Source organism: Streptomyces sp. NPDC051172, assembly GCF_040682555.1.
Classification (GTDB): Bacteria; Actinomycetota; Actinomycetes; order Streptomycetales; family Streptomycetaceae; genus Streptomyces.
The window spans coordinates 27,034-53,463 of sequence record NZ_JBFBBE010000032.1 but is presented as its reverse complement, the minus strand read 5'-3'; the positions used below and the strand labels follow the sequence as shown (position 1 = coordinate 53,463).

Sequence of the window (26,430 nt, the reverse complement as noted above, 5' to 3'; positions counted from 1 at the left end):
CGGAAACCCCCGGCGGTGGCGGCCGGCGGGGGTGGCGGTTCAGCTCACGTCGCACAGGTCGCGTGGTGCGGGTGGTTCGGGTGGTTCGGGTGGTTCGGGGAGACCCTCTGCGCCTCGGCGTATCCCGGTGCACCGGGGCGGGGTCGCAGCCGGCTCACCGGCCGCGCGGCCGACCCCCAGGTCGGCACAGCCGGCGCAGCGCTCAGCTGACGCGGGCCTTGGGCTTGGGGCGGCGGGCCTCGGCCGTCTCGGCCTCTTCCAGGATCGATTCGGCGTCGGCGACGGCCTGCGCGGGCAGGGCCTTGAACACCCACGAGCGGTACGACCAGAACCGGAACAGCGTGCCGAGGCCGATGCCGACGACCTTGAAGATGTTGCGCTGCAGCGAGCTGTCCCAGCCGAAGCCGTAGATGGCCGCGTACAGGATGCCGTTCTCGATCACCAGGCCGACCGCGCTGAAGGCCAGGAAGAGGGAGAGCTCCTTCGTCCGGGCGCTCTTGTCGCGATCACGGTACGTGAAGTAGCGGAACCCCAGGTAGTTGACACCGATCGCGACCACGGTGGCGATCACGTTGGCACGTACGGCCTGCAGGCTCGTGAGGTGCCAGAGAAGATTGGAGACTCCGAAGTTCACGACGGTGCCCAGGGCACCCACCGCACCGAACTTCGCTACCTCGTGTGCGAGCCTTCGCAGCCCGGCGGAACCATGTCCCATGGCCGTGCAGGCCCCCATTCGGTCGGTTTCGTCAACTCAGCCATGCTAACCACCCCCCATCTCAAACGCCTGTCGATGCGTTCACAGACGGGATAGAGGTGGGGAAGAGGACTGGAAAAGCCCGGAAAGGCGGGAGTAAGAGGCGCCGGAAAAGGCCGGAAACCGGCCGACGTGGCGTGGCCGATACCCTAGGGGCGTGACGTTCCCGGTAGTCGGCATGGTCGGCGGAGGCCAGCTCGCTCGTATGACACACGAGGCAGGCATTCCGCTCGGCATCAGGTTCAAGCTCCTCAGTGACACCCCTCAGGACTCCGCGGCGCAGGTCGTCGGCGATGTCGTCGTCGGCGACTATCGCGACCTCGACACGCTGCGTGAGTTCGCGAGGGGCTGCGATGTGATCACTTTCGATCACGAACATGTACCCACCGAGCACCTCAGGGCGCTGGAGGCGGACGGCATCCCCGTGCGCCCGGGCCCCGACGCGCTCGTACACGCCCAGGACAAGGGCGTGATGCGTGCGCGGCTCGATGCGATCGGGGTGCCGTGCCCGCGGCACCGGATCGTGACCGATCCGGCGGACGTGGCCGCCTTCGCGGCCGAGGGCGACGGCTTCCCCGTCGTCCTCAAGACCGTCCGCGGCGGCTACGACGGCAAGGGCGTGTGGGTCGTCGACGACGTGACCGAGGCCGAGGACCCGTTCCGCGCGGGCGTTCCGGTCCTCGCGGAGGAGAAGGTCGACTACGTACGGGAACTGGCGGCGAACGTCGTGCGCTCCCCGCACGGCCAGGCGGTCGCCTACCCGGTCGTCGAGTCCCAGCAGGTGAACGGCGTGTGCGACACCGTGATCGCGCCCGCGCCCGGCCTGGAGGAGACCCTCGCCCTGCAGGCTGAGGAGATGGCGCTGCGCATCGCCAAGGAGCTGGACGTCGTCGGCCACCTCGCCGTCGAGCTGTTCCAGACCCGCGACGGCCGCATCCTCGTCAACGAGCTCGCGATGCGCCCGCACAACTCCGGCCACTGGACCCAGGACGGGGCCGTGACCTCGCAGTTCGCCAACCATGTCCGCGCGGTCCTCGACCTCCCGCTCGGCGACCCGCGACCGCGCGCCAAGTGGACCGTGATGGTCAACGTGCTGGGCGGCGACTACCCGGACATGTACTCCGCGTATCTGCACTGCATGGCCCGCGACCCCCAGCTGAAGATCCACATGTACGGCAAGGACGTGAAGCCCGGCCGCAAGGTGGGCCACGTCAACACCTACGGCGACGACCTGGACGACGTCCTCGAGCGCGCACGTCACGCAGCCGGTTACCTGAGAGGCACGATCACAGAATGAGTACTGCTGCCGGCCCGGTCGTGGGCATCGTCATGGGTTCCGACTCGGACTGGCCCGTCATGGAGGCCGCCGCCCAGGCCCTCGACGAGTTCGAGATCGACTACGAGGTCGACGTCGTCTCCGCGCACCGCATGCCGCGCGAGATGATCGCGTACGGCGAGCAGGCCGCCGAGCGGGGACTCAAGGTGATCATCGCGGGTGCCGGGGGCGCCGCCCACCTTCCCGGGATGCTCGCCTCCGTGACCCCGCTGCCGGTCATCGGCGTCCCGGTGCCGCTGAAGTACCTGGACGGCATGGACTCCCTCCTGTCGATCGTGCAGATGCCGGCCGGCGTGCCCGTCGCGACCGTGTCCGTCGCCGGCGCCCGCAACGCGGGCCTGCTCGCGGCCCGCATCCTGGCCACGCAGGACGAGGAACTGCTCGGCCGTATGCGGGAGTTCCAGCAGGAACTGAACGACCAGGCCACCGAGAAGGGCAAGCGCCTGCGTGCCAAGGTCGAGGGGTCGGGCGGCTTCGGCTTCGGCTCCGGGAAGTGACGGCGATGACCTCCGCCTCGCTGGAGGCGGCCCGGGAACTCCTCGCCGAGTTCCCGGTCGTCGACGGCCACAACGACCTGCCCTGGGCGCTGCGCAAGCAGGTCCGCTACGACCTGGACGCCCGCGACATCGCCGTACACCAGAACGCCCATCTGCACACCGACATCCCGCGCCTGCGCGAGGGCGGCGTCGGTGCGCAGTACTGGTCGGTGTACGTCCGCTCGGACCTGCCGGACGCGGTGCCCGCGACGCTCGAACAGATCGACTGCGTACGGCAGTTGCTGGCCCGCTACCCGGCGGACCTGGCGCCCGCGCTGACGGCCGCCGACATGGAGGCGGCACGCAGGGACGGCCGTATCGCCTCCCTCATGGGAGCGGAGGGCGGGCACTCCATCGCCTGCTCCCTCGGCACGCTGCGCGGTCTGTACGGGCTGGGCGTGCGCTACATGACGCTCACCCACAACGACAACAACCCGTGGGCGGACTCGGCGACGGACGAGCCGAACGTCGGCGGTCTCACGGCCTTCGGCCGCGAGGTGGTCCGGGAGATGAACCGCCTCGGCATGCTCGTCGACCTCTCGCACGTCGCGGCGACGACGATGCGTGACGCGCTGGACGCCACGTCCGCGCCGGTGATCTTCTCCCACTCCTCCTCCCGGGCCGTCTGCGACCATCCGCGCAACATCCCTGACGACGTGCTGGAGCGCCTGCCCGGGAACGGTGGCGTGGCGATGGTGACGTTCGTGCCGAAGTTCGTGCTGCAGGCGGCCGTGGACTGGACGGCAGCCGCGGACGAGAACCTGCGTTCGCACGGCTTCCACCACCTCGACACGACCCCCGAGGCGATGAAGGTGCACCGCGCCTTCGAGGAGCGCACCCCGCGCCCGGTCGCCACGGTCTCCACGGTCGCCGACCACCTGGACCACATGCGCGAGGTCGCCGGCATCGACCACCTCGGCATCGGCGGCGACTACGACGGCACGGCCTTCACCCCGGACGGCCTCAGCGACGTCTCGGGCTATCCGAACCTGATCGCCGAGCTCCTCGACCGAGGCTGGTCGAAGCCCGACCTGGCCAAGCTGACCTGGCAGAACTCGGTACGGGTACTGGGTGCGGCGGAGGATGTGGCCCGCGAGCTTCAGGCGACCCGCCCGCCGTCCAACGCGACGATCGAGTCCCTGGACGGCTGACCGTCCAGGGCGGGGTGGTCGGTGCAGCCGTCCGCCCCGCCCATGTACATCAGGTGGCGGTCCCGGGCCGGCGTGCACGAGGTGCAGACGGCCGAGCCTCAAGGCCCTTCGGACGGTCCAGCAGCGCCGGAGATCCGCACGCCCACCCGGCGGCGCCGACCGCGTCCGCGACCGCCTCGGTCACCTCCGCGGTGAACCGCACCCGCCGCCGCGAGTTGTCGGTCGCGGTCATCTCCCGCGGAACCACGGCAGGTCGGTGCCCCTGCGGAGTGAAGGCGCGACCGGCGTCAGACCCGGTGGTCGCCGGGTGACCGACCCGGCCTCCGTGCGGGGCGCTCCGCGCCGGCTGTCACGGAGGTCATCGAGGCGGCTCAGGAGCGCCGAGCCGGGCCCAGTACCCCCGAACGCCCCACTCATCAGGAAGCGTCCCGCGCCCCCGTGCGACGGTGACCGTACCCCTTGGGGACGATTCACGACGTACGGAGCCCGCCATGGCAGACCTCCAGGACGACGAACTGCACACCGTCGGGGAGCTTGACGGCATCGGCCTGCCGGAGCCCTTCCCGGCCGGGCCCTACCAGCCCGTCTCCGATCCGGGCGCCGACCCCGTGGAGCGCGCCCATGCCATCCTCGCCGTCCATCCTGTCGCCGACGGCTACAGCGGGCTGCCATGGGCCCTGAGGCATCTGTCCTGGTACGACCTGGAGCTCGGCGAGAGCGATGTCGAGACGGATGTGCCGCGGCTGCAGGAGGGGCACGTCGGCATGCTGTTCGGGTCGCTGCACCTGCCGGAGGGCATCGACGGCGACCGGATCGTCGCGGCCACCCTGGAACAGCTGGACCTCGTGAACATCGTGGCGCGCTCGCACCCCGAGGGGCTGCGCCTCGTCTGCACCGCCGGGCAGGCCACCGACGCCCACAACTGCGGCCGTATCGCCGTGCTGCTCGGCCCAGCCGAAGCCGCCGCGCTCGGCGACTCCCTCGGCATCCTGCGCGCCCTGCAGACCCTCGGCCTGCGCATCCTCACCCTGTCCGGGGTGTCCTGGGCGAGCGAGGACGGGCTCACCCGGTTCGGCGAGGAAGTCCTGCGGGAGATGAACCGGCTCGGTGTGCTCGCCGACCTCTCCGGTGCCTCCTCCGACACGGTCCGCCGCACCCTGGCGGTCTCCAGGGCGCCGGTCCTGTTCACCCGCTCCGCCTCCGCCACCCTGCGCCCCCACCCGGCCAACCTCTCCGACGACCAGCTCTCCCGGCTGGGGGCCGCCAAGGGCCTGTGCATGGTGCCGCTGACGGTGGACCAGACGGGCCCGTCCGTCCACGACGTCGCCGACCACCTCGACCATGTGCGCGAGGTGGCGGGCCCGGACTGCGTCGGCCTGTCCGGCACCTACGACGCGGGCACCGCCCACCCCCAGGACCTGGGCGACGCCTCCTGCTACCCGCACCTCATCGCCGAACTTCTGAACCGCGGCTGGTCCGAGCCCGATGTCGCCCTGCTGACCTGGGGAAACGTGCAGCGGGTGCTGCGCACGGCCGACTTCACGGCCCGCGCGCTCCAGGAGCGCCGGGAACCCTCGACGGCGACGATCACGGAAGCCGACGGCCGGTCTACGGCTCGCTGATCCGGCACAGGCAGAACGGATGCCCGGCCGGGTCGGCGTACACCTGGAAGTCCTTCTTCTCCCGGTCCTCCAGGTCCAGCGGCCGCGCCCCCAGCGCCAGCACCTTCTCGTGCGCCGCGTCGATCTCCTCCCAGGTCGACCCGGCGTCGAAGTCGAGGTGGAACTGCTGCGAGTTGCGGTCCGCGCGCGGCCACTCGGGCGGGGTGAGGCCCTGCGCCCGCTGGAAGGCGAGCCGGGGCCCGCCGGGGATGTGCAGTACGACCCAGTCGGGGTCCTCCTCCTCGGGCGTGCCGCCCGCGACGCCCGCGTAGAAGCGGGCGAGCGCGCGCGGGTCGGGGCAGTCGAGGACGACGGAGCGGAAGCGGGCCACTGGCATGGTGTCCTCCCGGTTCAGCAGGCGCACAGACAGAACGGGTGCCCGGCCGGATCCGCGTAAACCCGCCAGGTGCGCGAGCGGTCGTCGGCGTCCAGCGGCTTGGCGCCGAGCGCCAGCACACCCGCCTCGGCCGCGTCCAGGTCCTCCACGGTCAGGTCCAGGTGGAACTGCTGCGAGTGCTCGGGCGCGGGCCACTCGGGGGCGACGAAGCCGGGGGAGGCCTGGAAGGCCAGCGCCCGCCCGTCGGGGGTGGTGAGGTCCGCCCAGCCGTCCTCCGTCTCGACGGTGCCGCCCAGTACCTCGGCGTAGAACCCGGCCAGCGCGCTCGGGTCGGGACAGTCCAGGACGACGACGCCCAGTTCGGCGAGAGCCATGACTTCCTCCTGTGTTACCTGTAGATGCGGTCATGCAGTAACGGTTACTGCATGCTGCCTCATTGGAGGTAACGTCGCAAGCATGAGTGAGAGATCGGCCGCGCCGGGGAGCCTGGTTCTCGTCGAGTCCCTGGTGAACACGCTGGACATCGAGTCCGGCGCCGACGCGCTGGACACGGCGGACGGCCGGGCGCGGTTCGGTCTCCCGGAGGCAGAGGTGGCGGCTGCGCGTGAGCTGCGCGAGTCACTGCGCGCCGTGCTGCTCGCCCACGCCGGTCATCAGCCGCACGCCACGGTGACGCCCCTGGGCGAACTGCTCGCCTCGGCGCCCCTGCGCCTGACCGTCGACACCGCGGACGGCTCGGCGGCGCTGGCACCCGCCGACGAGGAACCCCTGCGCTCCCGTGTCGCCGCCGCCGTCGCGGAATCCCTCGTCGCCGGTACCTGGCTGCGCCTGAAGGCCTGCGAGTCGGTCACCTGCCACTGGGCGTACTACGACCGCAGTCCGGCCGGCCGCGGCCGCTGGTGCTCCATGCAGGTGTGCGGGGCGCGCGCGAAAATGCGCCGGTACCGGGCGAAGTAGTTCCCCGGCAGCGCGGCGGGCCGGTGGTGCAGAATGCAACAAGACGCCGGTTCGGCCGACTGAGCCTCGGCCGAACCGGCGTCGTTCATGTTCGTGAACCTCGACGGCTTCTACGCCGTGGGACGCCCCATCGCCCGGTACGTCCAGCCCGCCTTGCGCCACAGCTCCGGGTCGAGGGCGTTGCGCCCGTCCAGGATCACCCGGGCCGCCGCGACCTCGCCCAGCTGCGCCGGGTCCAGCTCGCGGAACTCCCGCCACTCGGTCAGATGCAGCACCACGTCGGCGCCCCGCACGGCCTCCGGCACCGTGTCGGCGTAGCCGAGCGTCGGGAAGACCTTGCGGGCGTTGTCCATGCCCTTCGGGTCGTACACGGTGACCTGGCCGCCCTGGAGGTGGATCTGGCCGGCGACGTTCAGCGCGGGGGAGTCGCGTACGTCGTCCGAGTCGGGCTTGAAGGTGGCGCCGAGCACCGCGACCCGCTTGCCCAGGAAGGGCCCGCCCCCGAGTGCCTGCCGCGCCAGCTCCACCATCTGCCCGCGCTGGCGCATGTTGATCGAGTCGATCTCGCGCAGGAAGGTCAGCGCCTGGTCGGCGCCGAGCTCACCGGCGCGCGCCATGAAGGCCCGGATGTCCTTGGGCAGACAGCCGCCGCCGAAGCCGATACCCGCCCGCAGGAACTTCTTGCCGATCCGGTCGTCGTACCCGATGGCCTCCGCCAGCTTGGTGACGTCGCCGCCGGAGGCCTCGCACATCTCCGCCATCGCGTTGATGAAGGAGATCTTGGTGGCGAGGAAGGAGTTCGCGGACGTCTTCACCAGCTCGGCGGTCGGGAAGTCCGTGACGACGAACGGCGTCCCCTCGGACACCGGCGTCGCGTACACCTCGCGCAGCAGCTTCTCCGCCCGCTCGCTGCGGACGCCGACCACGATCCGGTCGGGGTGCAGGGTGTCGTCGACGGCGAAGCCCTCGCGCAGGAACTCGGGGTTCCAGGCCAGCTCGGCGTCCTCGCCGGCCGGGGAGTTCTCGACGAGGAAGCGGGCCAGCCGGTCGGCGGACCCGACCGGCACGGTCGACTTGCCGACGACCAGGGCGGGCCCGGTCAGATGCGGGGCGAGCGAGGCGAAGGCGGAGTCGACGTACGACATGTCGCAGGCGTACTCGCCGTGCTTCTGCGGGGTGTTGATGCACAGGAAGTGGACGTCGCCGAAGGCCCCCACCTCGGCCCAGTCCATGGTGACGCGCAGCCGCCCGGTGGATCCCTCGATCCCGGCGACGTGCTTGCGCAGCAGTTCGTCGAGGCCCGGCTCGAACATCGGGGCCTCGCCCCGCGCCAGCTTCTCGATCTTCTCCGGTACGACGTCCAGGGCGAGCACCTCGAAGCCCAGCTCCGCCATCGCGGCGGCGTGTGTCGCGCCGAGATAGCCGGTGCCGATCACGGTGATCCTGAGGGCCATGGGTGCTCCAGAGAGGGACGTGGTGAGTGCCGAGGTGAGCATAGTCGGGCCGTTCCCCGGGCACTTTTCCCGCTGTCGCCAAGCTCACGTATCACTCCTGTGGGCGGCCCCCTAAAATTTGAGTTACTTAACGGTAATTAGCGCCGTCGCCACAGTGCGTCAGAAGCGTCCTTGGAGCGTGAGAAACCTTGGCCGGATCGGCTGACTTCGACCTGTACCGCCCGTCCGAGGAGCACGACATGCTCCGCGACGCGATCCGTTCACTGGCCGAGGCGAAGATCGCGCCCTACGCCGCCGTCGTGGACGAGGAGGCCCGCTTCCCGCAGGAGGCCCTGGAGGCCCTGGTCGCGAACGACCTGCACGCGGTGCACGTTCCCGAGGAGTACGGCGGTGCGGGCGCCGACGCGCTGGCGACGGTCATCGTGATCGAGGAGGTGGCGCGCGTGTGCGTCTCCTCGTCCCTGATCCCGGCCGTGAACAAGCTGGGCTCGCTCCCGGTGATCCTCTCCGGCTCCGAGGAGCTGAAGAAGAAGTACATGGGCCCGCTCGCCAAGGGCGACGCGATGTTCTCGTACTGCCTCTCCGAGCCGGACGCGGGCTCCGACGCGGCCGGCATGAAGACGAAGGCGGTCCGCGACGGCGACCACTGGGTGCTCAACGGCGTGAAGCGCTGGATCACCAACGCCGGCGTCTCCGAGTACTACACGGTGATGGCGGTGACGGACCCCTCGAAGCGCTCGAAGGGCATATCGGCCTTCGTCGTCGAGAAGTCGGACGAGGGTGTCTCCTTCGGCGCCCCGGAGAAGAAGCTCGGCATCAAGGGCTCCCCGACCCGCGAGGTCTACCTCGACAACGTCCGCATCCCCGCCGACCGCATGATCGGCGAGGAGGGCACCGGCTTCGCCACGGCGATGAAGACCCTCGACCACACCCGCATCACGATCGCCGCGCAGGCGCTGGGTGTCGCGCAGGGTGCCCTCGACTACGCCAAGGGCTATGTCCAGGAGCGCAAGCAGTTCGGCAAGCCGATCGCCGACTTCCAGGGCATCCAGTTCATGCTGGCCGACATGGCCATGAAGGTCTCCGCCGCCCGCGCCCTCACCTACCAGGCCGCGGCCGCCTCGGAGCGCGGCGACAAGGACCTGACCTTCCAGGGTGCCGCCGCCAAGTGCTTCGCGTCGGACGTGGCCATGGAGGTCACCACGGACGCGGTGCAGCTGCTCGGCGGATACGGCTACACCCGTGACTACCCGGTGGAGCGCATGATGCGCGACGCGAAGATCACCCAGATTTATGAGGGCACGAATCAGGTCCAGCGGATCGTGATGGCGCGGAACCTGCCGTAACGGTCGGTCTGCTGTGCGGTGAAGGGCGTCCCCGGTGGGCGCCCTTCAGTCGTCGAGCCCCTCCGCCGCCCGCTTCTCGCGCAGCTCCACGATCGCCCGCCGTCGCGCCAGCCGGTGGGTGCGGCGGATCTGGGCCTCCTGGTAGCGACGGCGGTCCTTCTCCGTCTCCGGCAGTACCGGCGGCACCCGGCGGGGCTTGCCGTCGGCGTCCACCGCGGCGAAGACCAGATAGGCGGAGCCGACCTGGGTGGGCGGGGTGGACTCGTTCCAGCGCTCGGCCAGGACCCGCACCCCGACCTCCATCGACGTCCGGCCGGTCCAGTTGACCTGTGCTTTGACGTGGACCAGGTCGCCCACGCGGACCGGCTCCAGGAACACCATCTCGTCCATCGACGCCGTGACGGCGGGGCCGCCGCTGTGCCGGCCGGCCACCGCGCCCGCCGCGTCGTCCACCAGCTTCATGATCACGCCGCCGTGCACCGTGCCCAGAAGGTTCGTGTCGTTGTGCGTCATGATGTGACTGAGCGTGGTCCGGGACGCCGAGGTGGGCTTGCCAGGCACCTCCGGTATATCCGAGGTGTCCGATTCCGTGGCGGGGGCCTGGTCTGTCATGGCCTCCACCTTATGCCGAGGCCACATCCGCGGACTTTGTGTTGGCTTCGCAACAGGCGTGCCCTGATTTTCCTACGACCCTTGTGAAGGGCATGGCTGCTCCCTGCACACTGGGCCCCATGAACGATTGGCCCGAGGCATGGTCCGACGACAACCGCAACCGGTACGGACGCGGCAGCGCGAGCGCGCACCCCGAGGGTGCCCGTGCGATGCGGCAGGTCCGCCGGCCTGCCTCGGGCGCGTACGGGGGCTCCGGCCCGTCCGCCCCGCCGTACGGCGGCGGGGTGCCCCAGCAGCCCTCGTACGTCAACGGCCAGGGGTACGGCGGCGACAACGCGAGCGACGGCTACGACAGCGACTACAACACCGGCCAGGTCTACGGCTCGCCCGGCGGCGGAGGGCCGGGCGGCCCCGGTGACCACGGCGGGTACCGGCCGCGGCCGAACTGGCGGCGCCGTATCAAGTGGACCGCGATAACCCTGGTCACGGCGCTGGCAGTGACGTCGGTCGCCACGTACTTCTGGGCCGACGGCAAGCTGCACCGGGACGTCGACCTGTCCAAGGTCATCGACCGACCGGCCTCGGGCGCCGGTACGAACTACCTGATCGTCGGCTCCGACAGCCGCGCCGGGCTCTCCTCCGACCAGAAGAAGAAGCTGCACACCGGTTCCGCGGAGGGCAAGCGGACCGACTCGATGATGATCCTGCACGTCGGCAGCAACGGGGACACGCTGGTCTCGCTGCCCCGCGACTCGAACGTGACGATCCCCTCGTACGTGGGGTCGACCTCCGGCAAGTCCTACCCGGCCACGGGCCGGCAGACGAAGCTCAACGCGGCCTACGCGGAGGACGGGCCGACGCTGCTGGTGCGCACGGTCGAGGCCAACATGGGCCTGCACATCGACCACTACGTGGAGATCGGCTTCGCCGGCTTCGCCAACATCGTGGACGCGGTCGGCGGTGTCACGCTCACCATCGACAAGGGCTTCAAGGACAAGTACTCGGGCGCCGACTTCCAGGCGGGCACGCAGACGCTGAACGGCGAGCAGGCCCTCGCCTTCGTCCGTACCCGGCACGCCTTCGCCACCTCCGACCTGCAGCGCACCAAGAACCAGCAGAAGTTCCTGTCCGCGCTGGCGCACCAGGTGGCGACCCCGTCGACCGTCATGAACCCCTTCAAGCTGTACCCCACGATGAGCGCGGGTCTGGACTCGCTCACCGTCGACAAGGACATGAGCCTGTGGGATCTGGGGTCCATGTTCTGGGCGATGAAGGGCGTCAACAGCGGTGACGGCACCTCGCTGAACATGCCGATCTCCGGCTCCGTCGGCGGCAACCTCGTCTGGGACAAGGCGAAGGTCAAGACGCTGGTGGACGAGCTGAACAACGACCAGGAGGTCACGGTCTCGGGTGGCTGAGCGGCCTGGCAGAGCACCGTTCGACGCGGTGCTCTGCGACGTGGACAACGTGATCCGGTCCTACGACCCCTCCGGGCTGCATGCCCTGGAGCGGGCCGCCGGGCTCGCCGAGGGCACCACCGCGAAGGTCGCCTTCGCGCCGGAGACAGGTCTGCCAGTGCTGCTGGGCCGGGTCGACCTGCAGGAGTGGGTGCAGGCGATCGCCGAGGGCCTTGCCGGGCTGGTCCCGGAAGCCACGGCCTGGGACCTGGGCACCGCCCTGCTGGAGTCGCCCTTCTCGGCCGACGAGACCGTGGTCTCGCTGTTGCGGCGGGCGCGCACCCGGTTGCCGCTCGTCCTCGTCAGCAACGCCACCGTCCGCCTCGAGGACGACCTCACCGCGCTCGGCCTCGCCGACCTCGCGGACGAGGTCGTCAACAGCGCCCGAGTAGGCCTCGCCAAGCCGGACCCCCGCATCTACCGCCTCGCAGCCGGCCTGGCGGGCGTACGCCCCGAACGCTGCCTGTTCGTGGACGACACCGAGGAAAACACCGAGGCGGCGGCAGCCCTGGGAATGCACCCGGTCCACTTCCGCACGGCAGCAGACCTGGAACGAGCCCTGGAGCCACTGTTCACGCCGTAGCCCTCGCGCCCTGCGGGCGCTCGTAGCCCCCGTAGCCTGCGGGCATACGTGCCGCTCAGGGCGGCTCCCGACCCAAAGAAAGGCGGCACCCCGCACCGCCGGGCCGCGCACCGCCCCCGGCCTGCACCGACGCCGGGCGCCGCGCAACGCCAACGCAACGCACATGACCAAGGGCACCCAGCGCGCAGGTGCCCTCGATCCACGCTCAGACGGACGTCACATCGTGGCGCTCGACATCGCACGGCACATCTCGGCGCACCGTCGACACGCCTCCGCGCACCGCATCATCTGCTTGTCGTCCGGCATGCTCATACACGCCTCCGCACACATGTCGCACGCCCTGGCGCACATCGCGCACATCTCGGCCGACATCGGCGAGCGGCGCATCATCATGTCCGCGCACATGCGGGTCGTCTCGGAGCAGTCCATGAGCGCACGCATGATCTGCATCTGGGCCTGCCCACCCATCTGCATGCAGGAGCTCATGGTCTCCTCGCAGATGCTGTGGCAAGACATGCACGCCTGGACGCAGTCCTGCATCTCCTTGCTCATGGCCGTCATGGTTCCGGGCTGGGTCATGGCTCCTCCTGAGAGGCAGAGGGGCCCGGGGGTGGGCCCCGTGCCCTTCTGTTCCTACGCCTGCCGGGCGCCGGGCGCCATCGGGCGGACGCCAATAATCCGCAACTTATGCCGCAGAGTGCACGACCCCCGACATTCCGTCAGGGGGCGCGGCACAGGTCCGTTCGGGTTATGAGCACATCTCCTGGCCCCCCGTCATCACCCCGGGCTCCCCCTGGTCCGCGGCCTCCGCCCGCACCCGCCGCACCTGCTTGAAGTCGGCCCCGGCGATCACCTTCAACGTCGGCCCGAGCCCCGGCACCTCCCGCAGCTCGCTGCCCGGCAGCGCGTTGGCCAGCGCTTTCGCGGAGCGGTCCCACCCGGGGTCGTAGACGATGACCGTGCGCTTCAGACCGTGGTCGTCCGCGTCCGCCGGCACCCGGGTGGTGCGAAAGCCCGTCGCCGCCAGGGCGGCGTCCACCCGCTTGCCGAGTCCCTCCGTGGCCGTGCCGTTCTCGACCTGGACGTGGATCTGCTGCGGGTCCACCTCGACCGGCACCGGCTGGGGGCGGGAGGGGCGCGCGGCCAGCGGCTTGTCGTCGCGCAGCGACTGGAAGAGACGGTCGGCCTTGGCGGTGTCCCATTTCAGCGTCTCGCCGATGCCCGGCACGACGTACCCCATCTGTCCGATGGGCACGGTCGTGAACTCGGAGGACGAGGGGGAGAAGTTGCGCATCGCGCGCCCGAGATCGAGCAGCTCGTCCGTGCCGAAACCCTTGTCCGCGCGCACCGACCCCAGCACGGCCCGGGTCACGTCCCGGAACTTCATCGGGTTCAGCAGGATCCCGGAGGACGTGGCCCGCTCGATGAGCGCCGCCAGGAACCGCTGCTGGCGCTTCATCCGGCCGAGGTCGGAGTCCGCGTCGACATGCCTGGCGCGCACGAACTGCAGGGCCTGTCCGCCGTTGAGGACGTGCGTCCCGGCGGGCAGATCGAGTCCGGTGTAGGTGTCCTTCAGGGGGAAGGCGGTGCAGACGGAGACTCCGCCGAGCACGTCCACCGTCTTCATGAAGCTGGTGAAGTCGACCTCCAGATAGTGGTCGATCTTCACATGGGTCATGTCCTCGACGGTCTGGACGGTGAGGTTCGGGCCGCCCTCCGCGTACGCCGCGTTGATCTTGATGGGGTGGCCGGGGATCCGTTTCCCGGTCTTCTGGTCGATGTGCGTGGGCGTCATGGCGTACGAGTCGCGCGGCAGGCTCACCACGGTCGCCCGCTCCTGGTCCGCCGAGATGTGCACGATCATCATCGTGTCGGTGCAGTGGCAGGGCTCGCCGCCCAGGTGGTAGCGGTGCCGCTCCTCGTCGCTGATCCGGTCGCGGCCGTCGGTGCCGACCAGCAGGACGTTCATGCCGTGACCGGCCTTGGGGCGGTTCTTCATGTCCTTGAACGGGTCGACGCGGGCGATGCCCGCATCCAGGCTGGTCACCACGGCATGCCCGATCCCGGCGGAGGCGAGGACGACCACGGAGAGGGTCGTCGCCGCCCGCATCACCCAGCGCGGCTTCCTCCGTGGCACGGGCGGCCGCGGCCCGCGCGGCGGTGGGGTGCGCGCGGGCTGGGGCCGGCGCTGCGGAGGGGCGGGCGCGGCGGACCGAGGCTGCGTGGGCAAGGCGGACACCTCCGGGCGACGGCCGTACGTGGGACCGTGAGCACCGTAGGCCGATACGATCTGTAGCCCGGGTCACCGCCACGGCGGGGCGCAAAGGTGTCCCCCGTTCGCGGTAACGTAACGGGCGATGAACGCCAACCCCGACGCGCCGCTCCCCGCCGTTTCTGTGATCATGCCCGTCCTCGACGAGGAGCGGCATCTGCGCGGAGCCGTCCAAGCGATCCTCGCGCAGGAGTACGCCGGCGAGATGGAGGTCGTCCTCGCCCTCGGCCCGTCCAAGGACCGCACGGACGAGATCGCCGCCGAGCTCGTGGCCGAAGACCCGCGCGTGCACACCGTCCCCAACCCGGCGGGGCGTACGCCCGCCGCCCTCAACGCCGCGATCAAGGCCTCCCGGCACCCGATCGTCGTCCGCGTCGACGGGCACGGCATGCTCTCGCCGAACTACATCGCGACGGCCGTACGGCTCCTGGAGGAGACCGGCGCGCAGAACGTCGGCGGCATCATGCACGCCGAGGGCGAGAACGACTGGGAGCACGCGGTCGCCGCCGCCATGACCTCGAAGATCGGCGTCGGCAACGCCGCCTTCCACACCGGTGGCGAGGCCCAGGCGGCCGAGACCGTCTACCTCGGGGTGTTCCGGCGCGAGGCGCTGGAGCAGCAGGGCGGGTACAACGAGGAGTTCATCCGCGCCCAGGACTGGGAGCTGAACTTCCGCATCCGGGAGGCCGGCGGGCTGATCTGGTTCTCGCCGGAGCTGAAGGTGTCGTACCGGCCGCGGCCGTCGGTGAAGGCCCTCGCCAAGCAGTACAAGGACTACGGCCGCTGGCGGCACGTCGTCGCCCGCTACCACGAGGGCTCCATCAACCTGCGCTATCTCGCGCCGCCGACGGCGGTCCTGGCGATCGCGGCCGGACTCGTGGTCGGCGCGTTCCTGACGCCCTGGGGCTTCGTGGTCCCCGGCGGCTACCTCGCGGCGATAGCCCTGGGGTCCGTCCCGGCGGGCAAGGGGCTGCCGCTGAAGGCGCGGCTGCAGATCCCGGTCGCTCTCGCCACCATGCACATGTCCTGGGGCTGGGGCTTCCTGACCAGCCCCAAGGCGCTGGCGAAGAAGGTCATCGCCTCCCGCCGCCCCGCGGTGCTCGCCTCCAACTGAGCACCGGGGGGCGCCCCTCTTGAACCCGGTTCACCAGGTGTAATCCGGGTTCACGTGCATGCACTGCTTCTTGTCCGAGCCGTTGATGACCTGCGCGGACGCCGGCGTGCTGTCGTCGTCCGCCGGGGCCGTGTACGTCGTTCCGGAGCGCCAGTCGGCGCCGACGACCAGTGTCACCCCGGAGACGGCGGTCGACTTCTGCACCGAACTCAGCGGAATCCCAAGGGACTTGGCGACGCGCTGGGCGTCGCCCTCCAGGTCCGCGCCGGGGTAGCGGAGCACCGTCTTCTGCTCGCTGAGGACCGTCGTGGCGTCCGCCACCGCCTCGGTGAACCCCTTGCCGACCAGCAGCTGGGCGATCGTACGCGCCCGTCCGGTGACCGCGGGCTGCGTGCCGGACCTGGTGCCGTTCCGCACCTGTACGGCGATCTTGTCGTCCGCCGCGGCCGGGTCCGAGGGCGCCTCCGTACCCGCGGACTTCTTCTTGCCCTTGCCGTCCAGCGCGATGTCCTCGCGGACGAGCCGGAACAGCTTCGCCGCGTCACCCGGCTTCGGCACGACCCGGCCGCTGTTCGTCGTGGAGTACTGCCAGGGCATCGTCGTCATGGTGATGCGCTTGGTCGGGACCTTCCTGAGCTCCTTGCTCAGGTCGTACAGCTTCGCCACCGTGCCGAGGCCGGTGTCGACGGTCAGCGCCTTGGTGGCCGTCTCGGCGAGCTTGCGGAGCTCGTTCGGGTTGCCGAGCGTGGCGTTCTCGCGCAACTGGCGGACCATCGCGTTCATGTACTGGTGCTGGGCCTTGGCCCGGGCGATGTCGGTGTTGTCCTCGAAGCCGTACCGCGTGCGCAGCCACTGCAGGGCCTGGATGCCCTTGACGTACGTGGTGCCCTCCTTCAGCCTCAGGCCCGAGCCGTGGCCGTCGGAGGACCTGGAGTAGACGTTGGCGTCCACACAGACCGGTACGCCGCCTATGGCGTCCGCCATGGACACCACGCCCGCGAAGTCGATCATCATGAAGTGGTCGATGTGGATGCCGGTCAGCTTCTCCCAGGTGGCCACCGTGCAGCCGGGGCCGCCACGGCCCAGGGAGTCATTGGTGATCGCCGAGGTGAGTGCCCCGTAGACCTTGCCGTTGCCGGGGTCCGTGCACTTGGGAATGTCCACGAGGGTGTCGCGCGGCATGCTGACGACCGACATGTTGGTGCGGTCCGCCGAGACGTGCAGCAGCATCTGCACGTCGGCGCGCGGCGCGGTGTTGAAGGTGTCCTTGGCGCCGCCGAGCTTCTGGTTCTCCTTGGAGTCCCGGGCGTCGGAGCCGATCAGCAGGATGTTCAGCGGCGTCTGACCGGCCGCGTTGGCCTTCGACTCGGCCGCCCTGTCCTTCGCGTCGCCGAGGTTGAGGGCGTCCTTCTTGATGTTGGCGTTGAGGTGCTGGTAGTAGAGACAACCGGCCCCCGCCGTGCCGAGTATCACCACCGCCAGGACGATCGCCGCCCAGCGCAGGACGCGCCGTCTGCGGCGCTTCCCGTCGCCGTCCGGGCCCTTCCTGCGTCTGCCTCCGCCGTGCCGGCCGTGCTCGGCCGTCGCCTCCCGGTCCCGCGGTGTCAGGGACATCGTGTCCTCGACCGCAGAAACCTTTCCGCGCACACTGCTCCGCGCCAACTCCTGGCCCTCCCACCCCTGGACATGCCGAACCCCTCCGCTGCCCGTCCCCCCGGATCAGGCGAATGAGAGGGCGCGCCGCCCCCCTGAAGTCCCTCGGACGTGAGCGCGCCTCATCATTGTGCAGTCACTTGGGAGTTCGCTGTGGGGATCGGTGAAGATCAGGCCCAGCGGTACGGTCCGTACACGTCCATGCACTGGCTCTTGTCCGAGCCGTTGATGGCGTCGGCATTGCCGGGCAGGTCGCCGGCCTTGGGCTTCGACTGCTTCGGATACGCCGTGCCGGTGCGCCAGTCGGCGCCGACGACGACGGTGACCCCGGAGACGTCCGTCGACCTCTGCACCGAACTCGGCGGAATCCCCAGCGACTTGGCGACGCGCTGGGCGTCGCCCTCCAGTTCCGCGCTCGGATAGCGCACGACGGTCCGGTCCGCGGAGAGCCCTGCCGTCGCGTCCTTGGACGCCTTGCTGAACCCCTGCTGCACGAGCTCCTGGGCGACCGTGCCCGCGCGTCCGACGACCGGGCCGAGGGTGGAGGTCCCGGTGGCGTTCTGCACCACGACGCCGATCTCGCCGTCCGGCGCCGAAGGGGCCTTCGTGGCCTCATCCTCGGCGGTCGTCTTCTTCGCGTCCGAAGCCTTGCCCTTGTTGTCGAGGGGGATGTCGTCGCGGAGCATCTCCCAGAGCTTTGCGGCGCCCGCGCCGTCCGGTATGACGTGGTCGGAGTTCTGCGGGTCCGTGACGTTCGGCATCGTCACCGAGGTGATGCGGTCCGTCGGCACCGACTTGAGCTGCATGCCCAGGTCGTAGAGCTTCTTGACGGTGCCGATCTCCTCGGAGACCTTCAGGGACTTCGTGGCCGCCTCGGCGAGGTCCGTCAGCCGCCCGGTGTCGGTGAAGACGTTCTGGTTCTTCAGCGTGCGGATCATCGAGTTGAGGTACATGTGCTGGGCTCTGGCCCGCATCAGGTCGCTGCCCCAGGCATGCCGGGTGCGCAGCCACTGCAGGGCCTGCGTGCCCTGGACCTTGTGGGTGCCGGCTGTCAGCTTCAGTCCTGAGCCGCCGGGCACGGCTGCCGTGGGGTGGTCCCACACGTTCTGCTTCACGCAGACGTCGACGCCACCGATGGCGTCGGCCATCCGCACCACACCCGAGAAGTCGATCGTCATCCAGTGGTCGATGTAGACCCCGGTGAGCTTCTCCCAGGTGGCCAGCGTGCAGCCGGCACCGCCACGGGCCAGCGTCTCGTTGATGATCTTGTTGGTCTCGGGATACGTCGTGCCGGTCCTGGGGTCCCGGCACTTGGGGATCTCGACCCGGGTGTCACGCGGAATGCTCACCATGGCGGCGCTCTTGCGGTCCGCGGAGAGGTGGATCAGCATCTGCACATCGCCCAGCGGCGGGGTGCCGCGGTCGTACCTGGCACCGCCGAGCCTCACGTTCTCGTCGGAGTTACGGCTGTCCGAGCCGATCAGCAGGATGTTCAGCGGGGTCTGCCCCGCCGCGTTCGGCGCCGTCTTCTGCGCCTTGGCGTCGCCGCTGCTGCGCTCGCCCTTCTGGATGTTGCCGTTGAGGTGCTGGTAGTACAGGTATCCGGCGCCGGCCGTGCCGAGTATCAGCACCGAGAGCGTGGTCGCCGACCATCTGAGCACCCGGCGTCCCCGCCGCGGCCCCGGACTGCCCGCTCTGACGCGCCGCCCGCCGCCCGGCCCACCGCCGTCCCGCTCGGGTTCACGAGTGTGCGGAACGCCCCGGAACGTCCCTTCCCCCTGCACGCTGCTCTGCGCCATCTCCCCGTCCTCCCCACCCCTGCGCCCATGCATCAGGCCTGTCGTACGTCCTGTTAGACGTACGACAGGCCTGTCAGGTCACTACTTGGCGCACTCAACCTTGTCGGCCGTGGTCTTGTCCACGTCCGGCGCCTTGCTCGCCGCGGTGAACGATTCCCCGGCCCCCGGGAAGTCCTTGCCGAGGGTCAGTGTGATGGCCGGCAGGCCCTGGGAGTTGATCACGCTCTTGCCCGGCTTCAGCGCCGAGCCGGACAGGCCCAGGATGGCGGCCAGCCGGCGCGCCTGGTCGGCCTGGTCCGGGGCGTACTCCAGAGTCGTTCTGCCGAGCTGCACGCCCGCGTTGCCGGCGTTCTCGGACTTCAGCACGCCCGCCTGGTTCTGCAGGTACTCGAGCTCCGCCTGCGCACTGCCGGGTTCGGCGCCGCCGTTCAGGATCCGCACCCGGACCGCGGACGCGGCCGACTTGGTGCCCTTGAGACGGGCGGCCACCGCGGCCGCCTCCTGCTTCTTCTTCTCCTTCACCGCGGTGAAGGAGACGTCGTTCCTGATGGCGTCGAAGACCGGCTGGGCCGCGCCCGGCTTGAGGACGACCGTCGCATGCACCTTCTCGGCCGGGTTGTCGATCACCGGCACCGTGGTGAAGGTCAGGTTCTTCGGGTTGAGCTTGCCCAGCTCCAGGCCCAGGTCCTTCAGCTTGCCGATGCTGTCGAGATTGGCGTCGACGGTCAGCGCCTTGGTGCCGGCCTCGGCGATTTTGATCATCTTCGTCGGGTCGGTGAGCGTGTCGTTCGACTTCAGCTTGCGCATCAGCGCGCTGAGGAACTGCTGCTGCAGGGTGATCCGGCTCAGGTCACCGCCGAAGCCCACCGCGTGCCGGGTGCGCACGAAGGCGAGTGCGGTCTCGCCCTCGATGTGCCGCATGCCCTTCTTCAGGTTCAGGTGCGACTTGGGGTCGTTGATGTCCTTGCCGAGGCAGACGTCGACGCCGCCCACCGCGCTGGTCAGCGTCTTGACCGCGTTGAAGTCGGCCACCATGAAGTTGTCCGGCTTGATGCCGGTCAGCTCCGTGACGGTGCGTGCGACACAGCTGGGCGTGCGCTCGTCCTGGCCGAGGCTGGTGTTGAAGCGGACGTTGCTGGTGCCCGCGATGACCTTCTGGGAGCCGTCGGCCTGCGTGGTCGGGCAGTCCGGGATGTCGGTGATCAGGTCGCGCGGGATGCTCAGCGCCGTCGCGTTCGAGCGGTCCTTGGAGACATGCAGCAGGATCGTGGTGTCGGCGTGACCGACGCTGTTCTTGTCGCCGTACTCGTCGTTGCCCTTGCCGGTGCGCTTGTCGGTGCCGATCAGCAGGATGTTGATCGCCTTGCCCTTGCTGAAGCCACCGGTGCTCGCGCCGTCGTCGGAGACGGACGTGATGTTGTCGTTGAGGTGCTTGATGTAGAGGTACCCGGCGCCGGCCGTGGCGACCAGCACGAACGCCATGGTGCCGCCGGTCCACAGCAGGACCTTCTTGGCCTTCGACTTCTTCTGCACCGGCCGGCGGCCGCGCCGCCCCGGCGGCGGCTCCTCGGGCGCGCCACGGCGGCGCCTTTGCGGTGGCACCCCGCGGCCCGGGGCCTGCGGGCTCGCCGTACGGCCGCGTGCCGCGCCGTCCGCGCCACGGGGGGCGGATCTGCGCGGCCTGGGCACCGCCGATTGCGGTGCGGAAGGAGCCAGTCGCAGTTCGTATTCGCCGGTGTTCGGATTGAGCACCCACTGGTCTGCGGGGTCGATGTTCTCCGCCCGCCCACGGCTTTGCGCGTCCACGGTTTCCGAATCCTCCGTTTGGGCCACGCGGCGCCTTCCCCCTCAAAGACGCTCGGGTCTCGGTCACACAGTGCGCGACCCCAGGAAGGACCTGGCGGACCGGTGCACCGGATCGCTCACACTATCCGGCCAGTTCAGCGTGGAGCGACGTCGGTGACAAATTCCACGCCCCTACAACTGGGCAATCCGCCCATTTCCTTGGGTTTTCTTGGGACGGCTGTTCGTCGCGTTGTTGCTCGCCCTACCCGCAGCTGTCCTCGTCGGCGGTGTTCCCGCGGAACGTCGGTGCGGGCGAACTGCCCTCCGAAGCTGCGCCGTACCGCTTTCCGTCCGACTTCGCGTCACCGCGCCCGTACACGCCGTAGTCGTGCGACTGCTCATACGAATCCCCGCCCGAATGCCCGTACGAGTTTCCCGCGCCATCCCTGGTCGAATTACGGCTCTTTGCGTCGGAATCCCGCGGAACTTCCGCCGCGACCGCCAACGGCGCGTCCCTGCGCACCCGTTCGAACAACTTCTCCGCCTCCGGCTCCACGAGCTGGTCGCGATTGGAGTCGTAGACGTACGACTCCCGCGGAACCGTGAGGAATTGCACCGCTTTCGTGGGGATGTCGCGCAGCCCGCGCACGAGTTGATACAGCCCGTGCAGGCTGGCCAGCCCCGGGTCGGTGGTGAGCGACGAGGTGGCGGCGTCCAGCACGGGATAGAGCTTCACCGGGTTCAGCAGTACGTCGTTGCTCTGGACCTTGTTGACGAGCGCCCCGAGGAACCGCTGCTGACGGTCCATCCGGTCGGTGTCGCTGCCGTCGCCGAGGGACTTGCGGGCGCGCACGTAGCCGAGGGCCTGCTCGCCGTCGAGCGTGACCCGTCCGGCGGGCAGCTTCAGCTTGGCCGCCTTGTCGTCGATCGGCTTCTTCAGGCACACCTGGACGCCGTCGACCGCGTCGACCATCTCCTTGAAGCCGTGGAAGTCGAGGACGATGTGGTGGTCGATGCGGATCTCCGTCAGCTTCTCCACGGTCCGGATGGTGCACGCCGAGCCACCCGTCTCGAAGGCCGAGTTGAACATCGCGAACATCGGCTCGGAGCGGCTCCCGTCGGACCGCAGACAGGCCGGGATGCCCACCATCAGGTCACGGGGCAGCGAGATCGCGGTGGCGGCGTGCCGCCCCGCGGAGAGATGCAGCAGGATCGTCGTGTCGGACCGCTCGGTCCCCGAGTCCCGCCCGTACCGGGCGTTCCCGTCCCCGGCCCGCGTGTCCGACCCGATCAGCAGGATGTTCTGCGCGCCCTTGACGAGCGAGGTCGGCCGCTCCTTCTCGTACCGGGCGAGCTCCCGGGCGGCCGCATCATCGGCCCTGATGTTCCCGTCGAGCTTCGCGTACACCACCACCCCGCCGGCGGCGGCCCCCGCCACCACGACCCCGACCGCAAGCCCCCCGGACCGCACCCACCGCCGCCGAACTCCCAAGGCCATGCTCCACCCCCTCGCGGCGTACGAACGTGCGGTGACAACCTGCACTTCTTACGACCATGGCCCGGCGAGGCGGCGAAGGCGTCCGTTACTGATCCGTCCGGGTGACTGCAGCGGCTTCGGCCTCAGGGGCGCGGGGATGTGGCGATATGCGGCTCCGCCGCGTGGGCGCGATCAGCCCCCGCGAACCCGCACATGCCAGGCAACCGTTGTCGCCGCCCTCAGCGGCGCACCACACTCACCCGCTCACTCTCGACCCGCGAGGCCAGCGCCTCTTCCCCCAACTGCTCCAGATGCCGGCACAGCACCACGGACCCCCCGCCGGCAAGCGGCCCGTACAACCCGGCACTCAGCCCCTCCCAGGTGTCGTACGACAGCCCGGACAGGATCCGCGCCCCCGGCCCGGTGAAGCCCAGCCCTGCCGCCTCCGCCCGAGCCCGCTCGACCACCTCCGCGCCGCTGAACTCCCGCCCGGCCACGATCAGCCCGGCCTCGTCCGGATCCACCGCGGCGAATGGCACGAACCGATCCCCCTGGCCCGGCACCTCCACGGCGTAATCGGTGAAGCCGTCCGGCACCTGCGGAAAGCGACCACCCAGCGGCCGCAGGGCGAGCGCAATCCGCTCCCCCCGGCAGGCCCGCGCGGCGGACAGCGTGTCCGGCCCGCTCACCACCACATCGGCCGCCGCCGGATCCCCGCCGACCTCGGCGACCGCCCCCACGGACGCACACGCAAGCAGCCACACCGCGGTCTGCCAGTGCGCGGGCAGCAGCAGCGCGACCCGGTCGCCGGGGGCCGCGGAGAGGTCGCCCTGGAGGAGATTGGCGGTCTTGGCCACCCAATTGGCGAAGGTGGCCACAGAGAGTTCGACACGTTCGCCCGTGGCGTCGTCGTAGAAGGTCACCAGGGGGCGTCCGGGGTCCGCGGCGAGCGCGGAACGCAGCAGGTCGGCAGGGGTGCGGTCGGTGGCGTTCACCCGCGCAAGGGTACGCGGACGACCGCTCGCGCACCCCCTGGTGGGGCCACCGGTTCGGAGGAACGAAATCCGACGGTTCGTCAATTCCGGTATGGACAGATATGTATGACTATGTTCAAGATCAGGAGCATGCGTGGATTCCTTGCCTCCTCGATCGCCTCCTCGATCGGCGTCGCCTGCGCGGCCGCCCTCGCCCTTCCGCTGACTCTGCCCGTCCCCGTGGCGACGGCGAGGGCCGCGCTCGTCGGCGCAGGATCCGCGCCGGCAGCCGCGCGGCCCGACGTTCACGGCAGCACCCAGTCGCTGCCTCTCGCCCCGCTGACTCCCTTCACCCGCGCCCTCGGCTCCACGGCCTCCACGGCCCTCGTGGAGCAAGGTGTGACCCGCCGGGAGGTGCCCCACTTCTCGATGGTCGGCGTCATCTGGGACAGCCCGAACGCCGAACTGCACGGCCAGGTCCAGGTCCGCACCCGCGCGGCCGGCAACGGCGTCTGGTCCGGCTGGCGCAGCCTCGAGACGCACAACGACGACGCGGCCGACCCCGGCACCGCCGAGGGCACCTCGGGCCGGGTCCGCGGCTCCACGGCACCGCTGTGGGTGGGCGACTCGGACGGGGTGGAGGTCCGGGTCCGGGCCGACGGCGGACCCGGTACCGAGGACCACGCCCGCAGCACCCGCGCCGTCCCGGCACCGGCCGCCCTCCCGTCGGGCCTGCGTCTGCAACTCGTGGACCCCGGCGGCCCGGGCGACGGCGGCGACGAGGTTCCGATGCGCAGTACGGCACCGCTCGTGCCGCACGGCAGCCAGGCCGGACCGCCCGGTACCGGGACCGGCAACTCCGAGTCGGCCGAGGCTCAGGCCTCGTCCACCGCCAACGCCGATCTCGTCCCGCTCGGCGCCACCGTGATCCCCGCGCTGAGCAAGTCGGCGACCGTGCGGGAGATGCGGACGCTGCGCGGGCACGAGTTGACGGACGGTCAGCGCAAGAAGCCGCACATCGGCCCCCGCCCCCGCATCGTCACCCGCCGTGGCTGGGGTGCGGACGAGGATCTGCGCGAGAGGGGGTTCGCCTACACGAAGAAGGTCAAGGCGGCGTTCGTGCACCACACGTCGTCCGGCAACACCTACCGCTGTTCGCAGGCCGCCTCCGTCATCCGTGCCATCTACCGCTACCACGTTGTGAGCATGGGCTGGCGCGACATCGGCTACAACTTCCTCGTCGACAAGTGCGGAACCATCTACGAGGGCCGCGCCGGGGGAGTGGCGAAGGCGGTCAGGGGCGCCCACACCCTCGGTTTCAACAACAACAGCATGGGCATCGCCGTCATCGGCAACTTCAGCAAGAGCAAGCCGCCCGCGGGCGTCCTGAAGGCCATCGCCCGGCTCACGGCCTGGAAACTGGGCCTCTACGGCGCCAATCCGCGCGGAAAGACATATCTGAAGTCGAGCGGTGGCAATCTCTACCGAAAGGGTAAGAACGTCCGGATGAATGTGATCTCCGGCCACCGTGACGGCTACCCCACGGCGTGCCCGGGCTGGCAGCTCTACCGAAAGCTCGGCACGATCCGTTCCACCTCGGCGCACTACCAGGGCCGCCGCTGAGCGAGCCGGATCTCGCAAAGGAGTCGGGCACGGAAGCGTTATCTACGTCATAGCTGGGCATCGGGCGGAACGCGGAACACCGCAACGGCCATCCAACTCACCGCACGACGGTCTGCACAAACTGGCTGGTCGAAGGAGAGTTCGACTGGTCCCGGCAGGAAGCAGAGACGACAGGTGACAGAAGCGATCCTCCTGGTCGGCGGCAAGGGCACGCGGCTGCGCCCGCTCACGGTCCACACGCCGAAGCCCATGGTCCGTGCGGCCGGTGTCCCGTTCCTCACCCACCAGCTGGCGAGAGCCAGGGCGGCGGGTGTCGACCACATCGTCCTGGCCACGTCCTATCTGGCCGAGGTCTTCGAGCCGTACTTCGGCGACGGCTCGTCCCTCGGCCTGCACATCGAGTACGTGACCGAGGAGGAGCCCCTCGGCACGGGCGGCGCCATCCGCAACGTCGCGTCCCGCCTCCACTCGGGCCCCGACGATCCGGTCCTCGTCTTCAACGGCGACATCCTCACCGGCCTGAACATCCGCGCCCTGGTCGACACCCACCAGAAGACGGGCGCAGACGTCTCCCTGCACCTCACCAAGGTCACCGACCCACGCGCCTACGGCCTGGTCCCCACGGACGACACCGGCCGTGTCCTGGCCTTCCTGGAGAAGCCGCAGACCCCCGAGGAGATCGTCACCGACCAGATCAACGCGGGGGCGTACGTCTTCCGCCGCTCGGTCATCGACACGATCCCCGCCGGCCGCCCGGTCTCGGTCGAACGCGAGACCTTCCCCGATCTCCTGGCGGCCGGAGCCCATCTCCAGGGCATGGTCGACTCGACGTACTGGCTGGACCTCGGCACCCCGGCGGCCTTCGTCCGCGGCTCCGCCGACCTCGTCCTGGGCCGCGCCCCGTCCCCGGCGGTCCCCGGCCGCTGCGGCGACCGCCTGATCCTGCCGACGGCGAGGGTCGCCCCCGACGCCAAGCTGACGGGCGGCACGGTGGTGGGCGAGGGCGCGTTCGTGGCGGAGGGCGCGAGGGTCTTCGGCTCGACCATCCTCCCCGGCGCCGTCATCGAACCGGGCGCCGTCATCACCGACTCCCTCATCGGCACCCGCGCCCGCGTCGGCGAACGCTCCGTCCTCACCGGCACAGTCATCGGCGACGGCGCCGTCATCGGCGCCGACAACGAACTACGCGCCGGCGTACGAGTGTGGTGCGACGCCCAGATCCCAGCGGGGTCGGTGCGCTTCTCTTCGGACCAGTAGGCGGCGGGGGCGCCCGCACTGCCGCCTGTGCGGCCCCTGCCTCCAGGCGGGGGCGCGCCGCGCGACACCTTGCGAGCGCCCCCGCCTGCGGGCGCGCTGTGCTCCAGTCCGCTCAGCCTCCGGTGGGCAGGGGTCGGGCTGTGTTGCGGGCCATCCAGTCCTGGACAGTCTGCGGGCAGGGTGCGCCGTGGCCCACATGCCCCCGGTAGCCCGCGGGCGGGCTGTGCCGGGTCTGTGTAGCGCCCAGTGGCCTGCGGGGCGTTGTGCCGGCTGAGGCCGACATGGCCGCCGG

The 26,430-nt window shown here is 70.2% G+C and carries 23 protein-coding genes; 11 read left to right on the top strand and 12 right to left on the bottom strand.

Annotated elements, in window-relative coordinates:
• Positions 1-202: 202 nt before the first annotated feature.
• Positions 203-715, bottom strand: a complete 513-nt coding sequence (locus tag AB0N07_RS20900; RefSeq protein WP_365837076.1) for a GtrA family protein — start codon at positions 713-715, stop codon at positions 203-205.
• 196 nt (positions 716-911) lie between these two features.
• On the opposite strand from AB0N07_RS20900, the gene AB0N07_RS20895 reads away from it, so the two are divergent.
• The 4 genes from AB0N07_RS20895 to AB0N07_RS20880 all read left to right on the top strand — a co-directional run bounded on the left by AB0N07_RS20895 (position 912) and on the right by AB0N07_RS20880 (position 5,399).
• Complete coding sequence (locus AB0N07_RS20895) at positions 912-2,051, top strand: 5-(carboxyamino)imidazole ribonucleotide synthase (protein ID WP_365837074.1); 1,140 nt, start codon at positions 912-914, stop codon at positions 2,049-2,051.
• Positions 2,048-2,587 (top strand): 5-(carboxyamino)imidazole ribonucleotide mutase, encoded by a 540-nt coding sequence (gene purE, locus AB0N07_RS20890; protein WP_365837073.1) that lies wholly within the window; start codon positions 2,048-2,050, stop codon positions 2,585-2,587. Before AB0N07_RS20895 ends, purE begins: the two co-directional genes overlap by 4 nt.
• Positions 2,588-2,592: 5 nt before the next feature.
• Positions 2,593-3,777, top strand: a complete 1,185-nt coding sequence (locus AB0N07_RS20885) for a dipeptidase (protein WP_365837072.1) — start codon at positions 2,593-2,595, stop codon at positions 3,775-3,777.
• A 491-nt stretch (positions 3,778-4,268) separates the two neighbouring features.
• Entirely contained in the window at positions 4,269-5,399 is a 1,131-nt protein-coding gene (locus tag AB0N07_RS20880) for a dipeptidase (RefSeq protein WP_365837071.1), read from the top strand.
• Here AB0N07_RS20880 and AB0N07_RS20875 read toward each other — a convergent pair.
• Both AB0N07_RS20875 and AB0N07_RS20870 read right to left on the bottom strand, forming a co-directional pair.
• A complete protein-coding gene (locus AB0N07_RS20875; protein ID WP_365837069.1) occupies positions 5,386-5,775 on the bottom strand; it encodes a VOC family protein in 390 nt (129 codons plus the stop codon). The genes AB0N07_RS20880 and AB0N07_RS20875 overlap by 14 nt on opposite strands.
• Before the next feature lie 14 nt (positions 5,776-5,789).
• Complete coding sequence (locus tag AB0N07_RS20870; protein WP_365837067.1) at positions 5,790-6,149, bottom strand: VOC family protein; 360 nt, start codon at positions 6,147-6,149, stop codon at positions 5,790-5,792.
• An 82-nt stretch (positions 6,150-6,231) separates the two neighbouring features.
• Between AB0N07_RS20870 and AB0N07_RS20865 the strand changes: the two genes are divergently transcribed.
• Positions 6,232-6,732, top strand: a complete 501-nt coding sequence (locus tag AB0N07_RS20865; RefSeq protein WP_365837065.1) for a CGNR zinc finger domain-containing protein — start codon at positions 6,232-6,234, stop codon at positions 6,730-6,732.
• Between the two features lie 110 nt (positions 6,733-6,842).
• Here the strand turns inward: AB0N07_RS20865 and AB0N07_RS20860 are convergent, their stop codons facing one another.
• Positions 6,843-8,186 (bottom strand): UDP-glucose/GDP-mannose dehydrogenase family protein, encoded by a 1,344-nt coding sequence (locus tag AB0N07_RS20860; RefSeq protein WP_365837063.1) that lies wholly within the window; start codon positions 8,184-8,186, stop codon positions 6,843-6,845.
• Between the two features lie 188 nt (positions 8,187-8,374).
• On the opposite strand from AB0N07_RS20860, the gene AB0N07_RS20855 reads away from it, so the two are divergent.
• Positions 8,375-9,532, top strand: a complete 1,158-nt coding sequence (locus tag AB0N07_RS20855; RefSeq protein WP_344402106.1) for an acyl-CoA dehydrogenase — start codon at positions 8,375-8,377, stop codon at positions 9,530-9,532.
• 45 nt (positions 9,533-9,577) lie between these two features.
• On the opposite strand, the gene AB0N07_RS20850 is transcribed toward AB0N07_RS20855, so the two are convergent.
• Entirely contained in the window at positions 9,578-10,144 is a 567-nt protein-coding gene (locus AB0N07_RS20850) for an acyl-CoA thioesterase (protein WP_365837061.1), read from the bottom strand.
• A gap of 119 nt (positions 10,145-10,263) precedes the next feature.
• On the opposite strand from AB0N07_RS20850, the gene AB0N07_RS20845 reads away from it, so the two are divergent.
• Together AB0N07_RS20845 and AB0N07_RS20840 are read left to right on the top strand one after the other, a co-directional pair.
• The gene (locus AB0N07_RS20845) at positions 10,264-11,562 is read left to right on the top strand and encodes an LCP family protein (RefSeq protein WP_365837059.1); all 1,299 of its coding nucleotides are present in this window, start codon (positions 10,264-10,266) and stop codon (positions 11,560-11,562) included.
• Entirely contained in the window at positions 11,555-12,184 is a 630-nt protein-coding gene (locus AB0N07_RS20840; protein WP_365837056.1) for an HAD-IA family hydrolase, read from the top strand. The genes AB0N07_RS20845 and AB0N07_RS20840 overlap by 8 nt, the downstream gene beginning before the upstream one ends.
• 216 nt (positions 12,185-12,400) lie before the next feature.
• Here the strand turns inward: AB0N07_RS20840 and AB0N07_RS20835 are convergent, their stop codons facing one another.
• A complete protein-coding gene (locus AB0N07_RS20835; protein WP_365837054.1) occupies positions 12,401-12,763 on the bottom strand; it encodes a four-helix bundle copper-binding protein in 363 nt (120 codons plus the stop codon).
• 169 nt (positions 12,764-12,932) lie between these two features.
• Positions 12,933-14,294 (bottom strand): LCP family protein, encoded by a 1,362-nt coding sequence (locus AB0N07_RS20830; RefSeq protein ID WP_365837052.1) that lies wholly within the window; start codon positions 14,292-14,294, stop codon positions 12,933-12,935.
• A gap of 247 nt (positions 14,295-14,541) precedes the next feature.
• Here AB0N07_RS20830 and AB0N07_RS20825 point away from each other — a divergent pair, with 247 nt between their 5' ends.
• Positions 14,542-15,570, top strand: a complete 1,029-nt coding sequence (locus tag AB0N07_RS20825) for a glycosyltransferase family 2 protein (protein WP_365837050.1) — start codon at positions 14,542-14,544, stop codon at positions 15,568-15,570.
• Positions 15,571-15,600: 30 nt separating this feature from the next.
• Here AB0N07_RS20825 and AB0N07_RS20820 read toward each other — a convergent pair whose 3' ends face one another.
• From AB0N07_RS20820 to AB0N07_RS20800, 5 genes are all read right to left on the bottom strand, one after another.
• A complete protein-coding gene (locus tag AB0N07_RS20820) occupies positions 15,601-17,184 on the bottom strand; it encodes an LCP family protein (protein WP_365837048.1) in 1,584 nt (527 codons plus the stop codon).
• 209 nt (positions 17,185-17,393) lie between these two features.
• Positions 17,394-19,022 (bottom strand): LCP family protein, encoded by a 1,629-nt coding sequence (locus tag AB0N07_RS20815; protein WP_365837046.1) that lies wholly within the window; start codon positions 19,020-19,022, stop codon positions 17,394-17,396.
• 81 nt (positions 19,023-19,103) lie between these two features.
• A complete protein-coding gene (locus AB0N07_RS20810; protein WP_365837044.1) occupies positions 19,104-20,828 on the bottom strand; it encodes an LCP family protein in 1,725 nt (574 codons plus the stop codon).
• A 241-nt stretch (positions 20,829-21,069) separates the two neighbouring features.
• Positions 21,070-22,305, bottom strand: coding sequence for an LCP family protein (locus AB0N07_RS20805; protein ID WP_365837041.1), 1,236 nt, complete (start codon positions 22,303-22,305; stop codon positions 21,070-21,072).
• A 218-nt stretch (positions 22,306-22,523) separates the two neighbouring features.
• A complete protein-coding gene (locus AB0N07_RS20800) occupies positions 22,524-23,279 on the bottom strand; it encodes a TIGR03089 family protein (protein WP_365837039.1) in 756 nt (251 codons plus the stop codon).
• Positions 23,280-23,408: 129 nt separating this feature from the next.
• Here AB0N07_RS20800 and AB0N07_RS20795 point away from each other — a divergent pair, with 129 nt between their 5' ends.
• Positions 23,409-24,881 carry a peptidoglycan recognition protein gene (locus AB0N07_RS20795; protein WP_365837037.1) on the top strand — a complete coding sequence of 491 codons (1,473 nt, stop codon included), beginning with the start codon at positions 23,409-23,411 and terminating at the stop codon, positions 24,879-24,881.
• Between the two features lie 174 nt (positions 24,882-25,055).
• Positions 25,056-26,138 carry an NDP-sugar synthase gene (locus AB0N07_RS20790; protein WP_365837035.1) on the top strand — a complete coding sequence of 361 codons (1,083 nt, stop codon included), beginning with the start codon at positions 25,056-25,058 and terminating at the stop codon, positions 26,136-26,138.
• Positions 26,139-26,430: the final 292 nt, after the last annotated feature.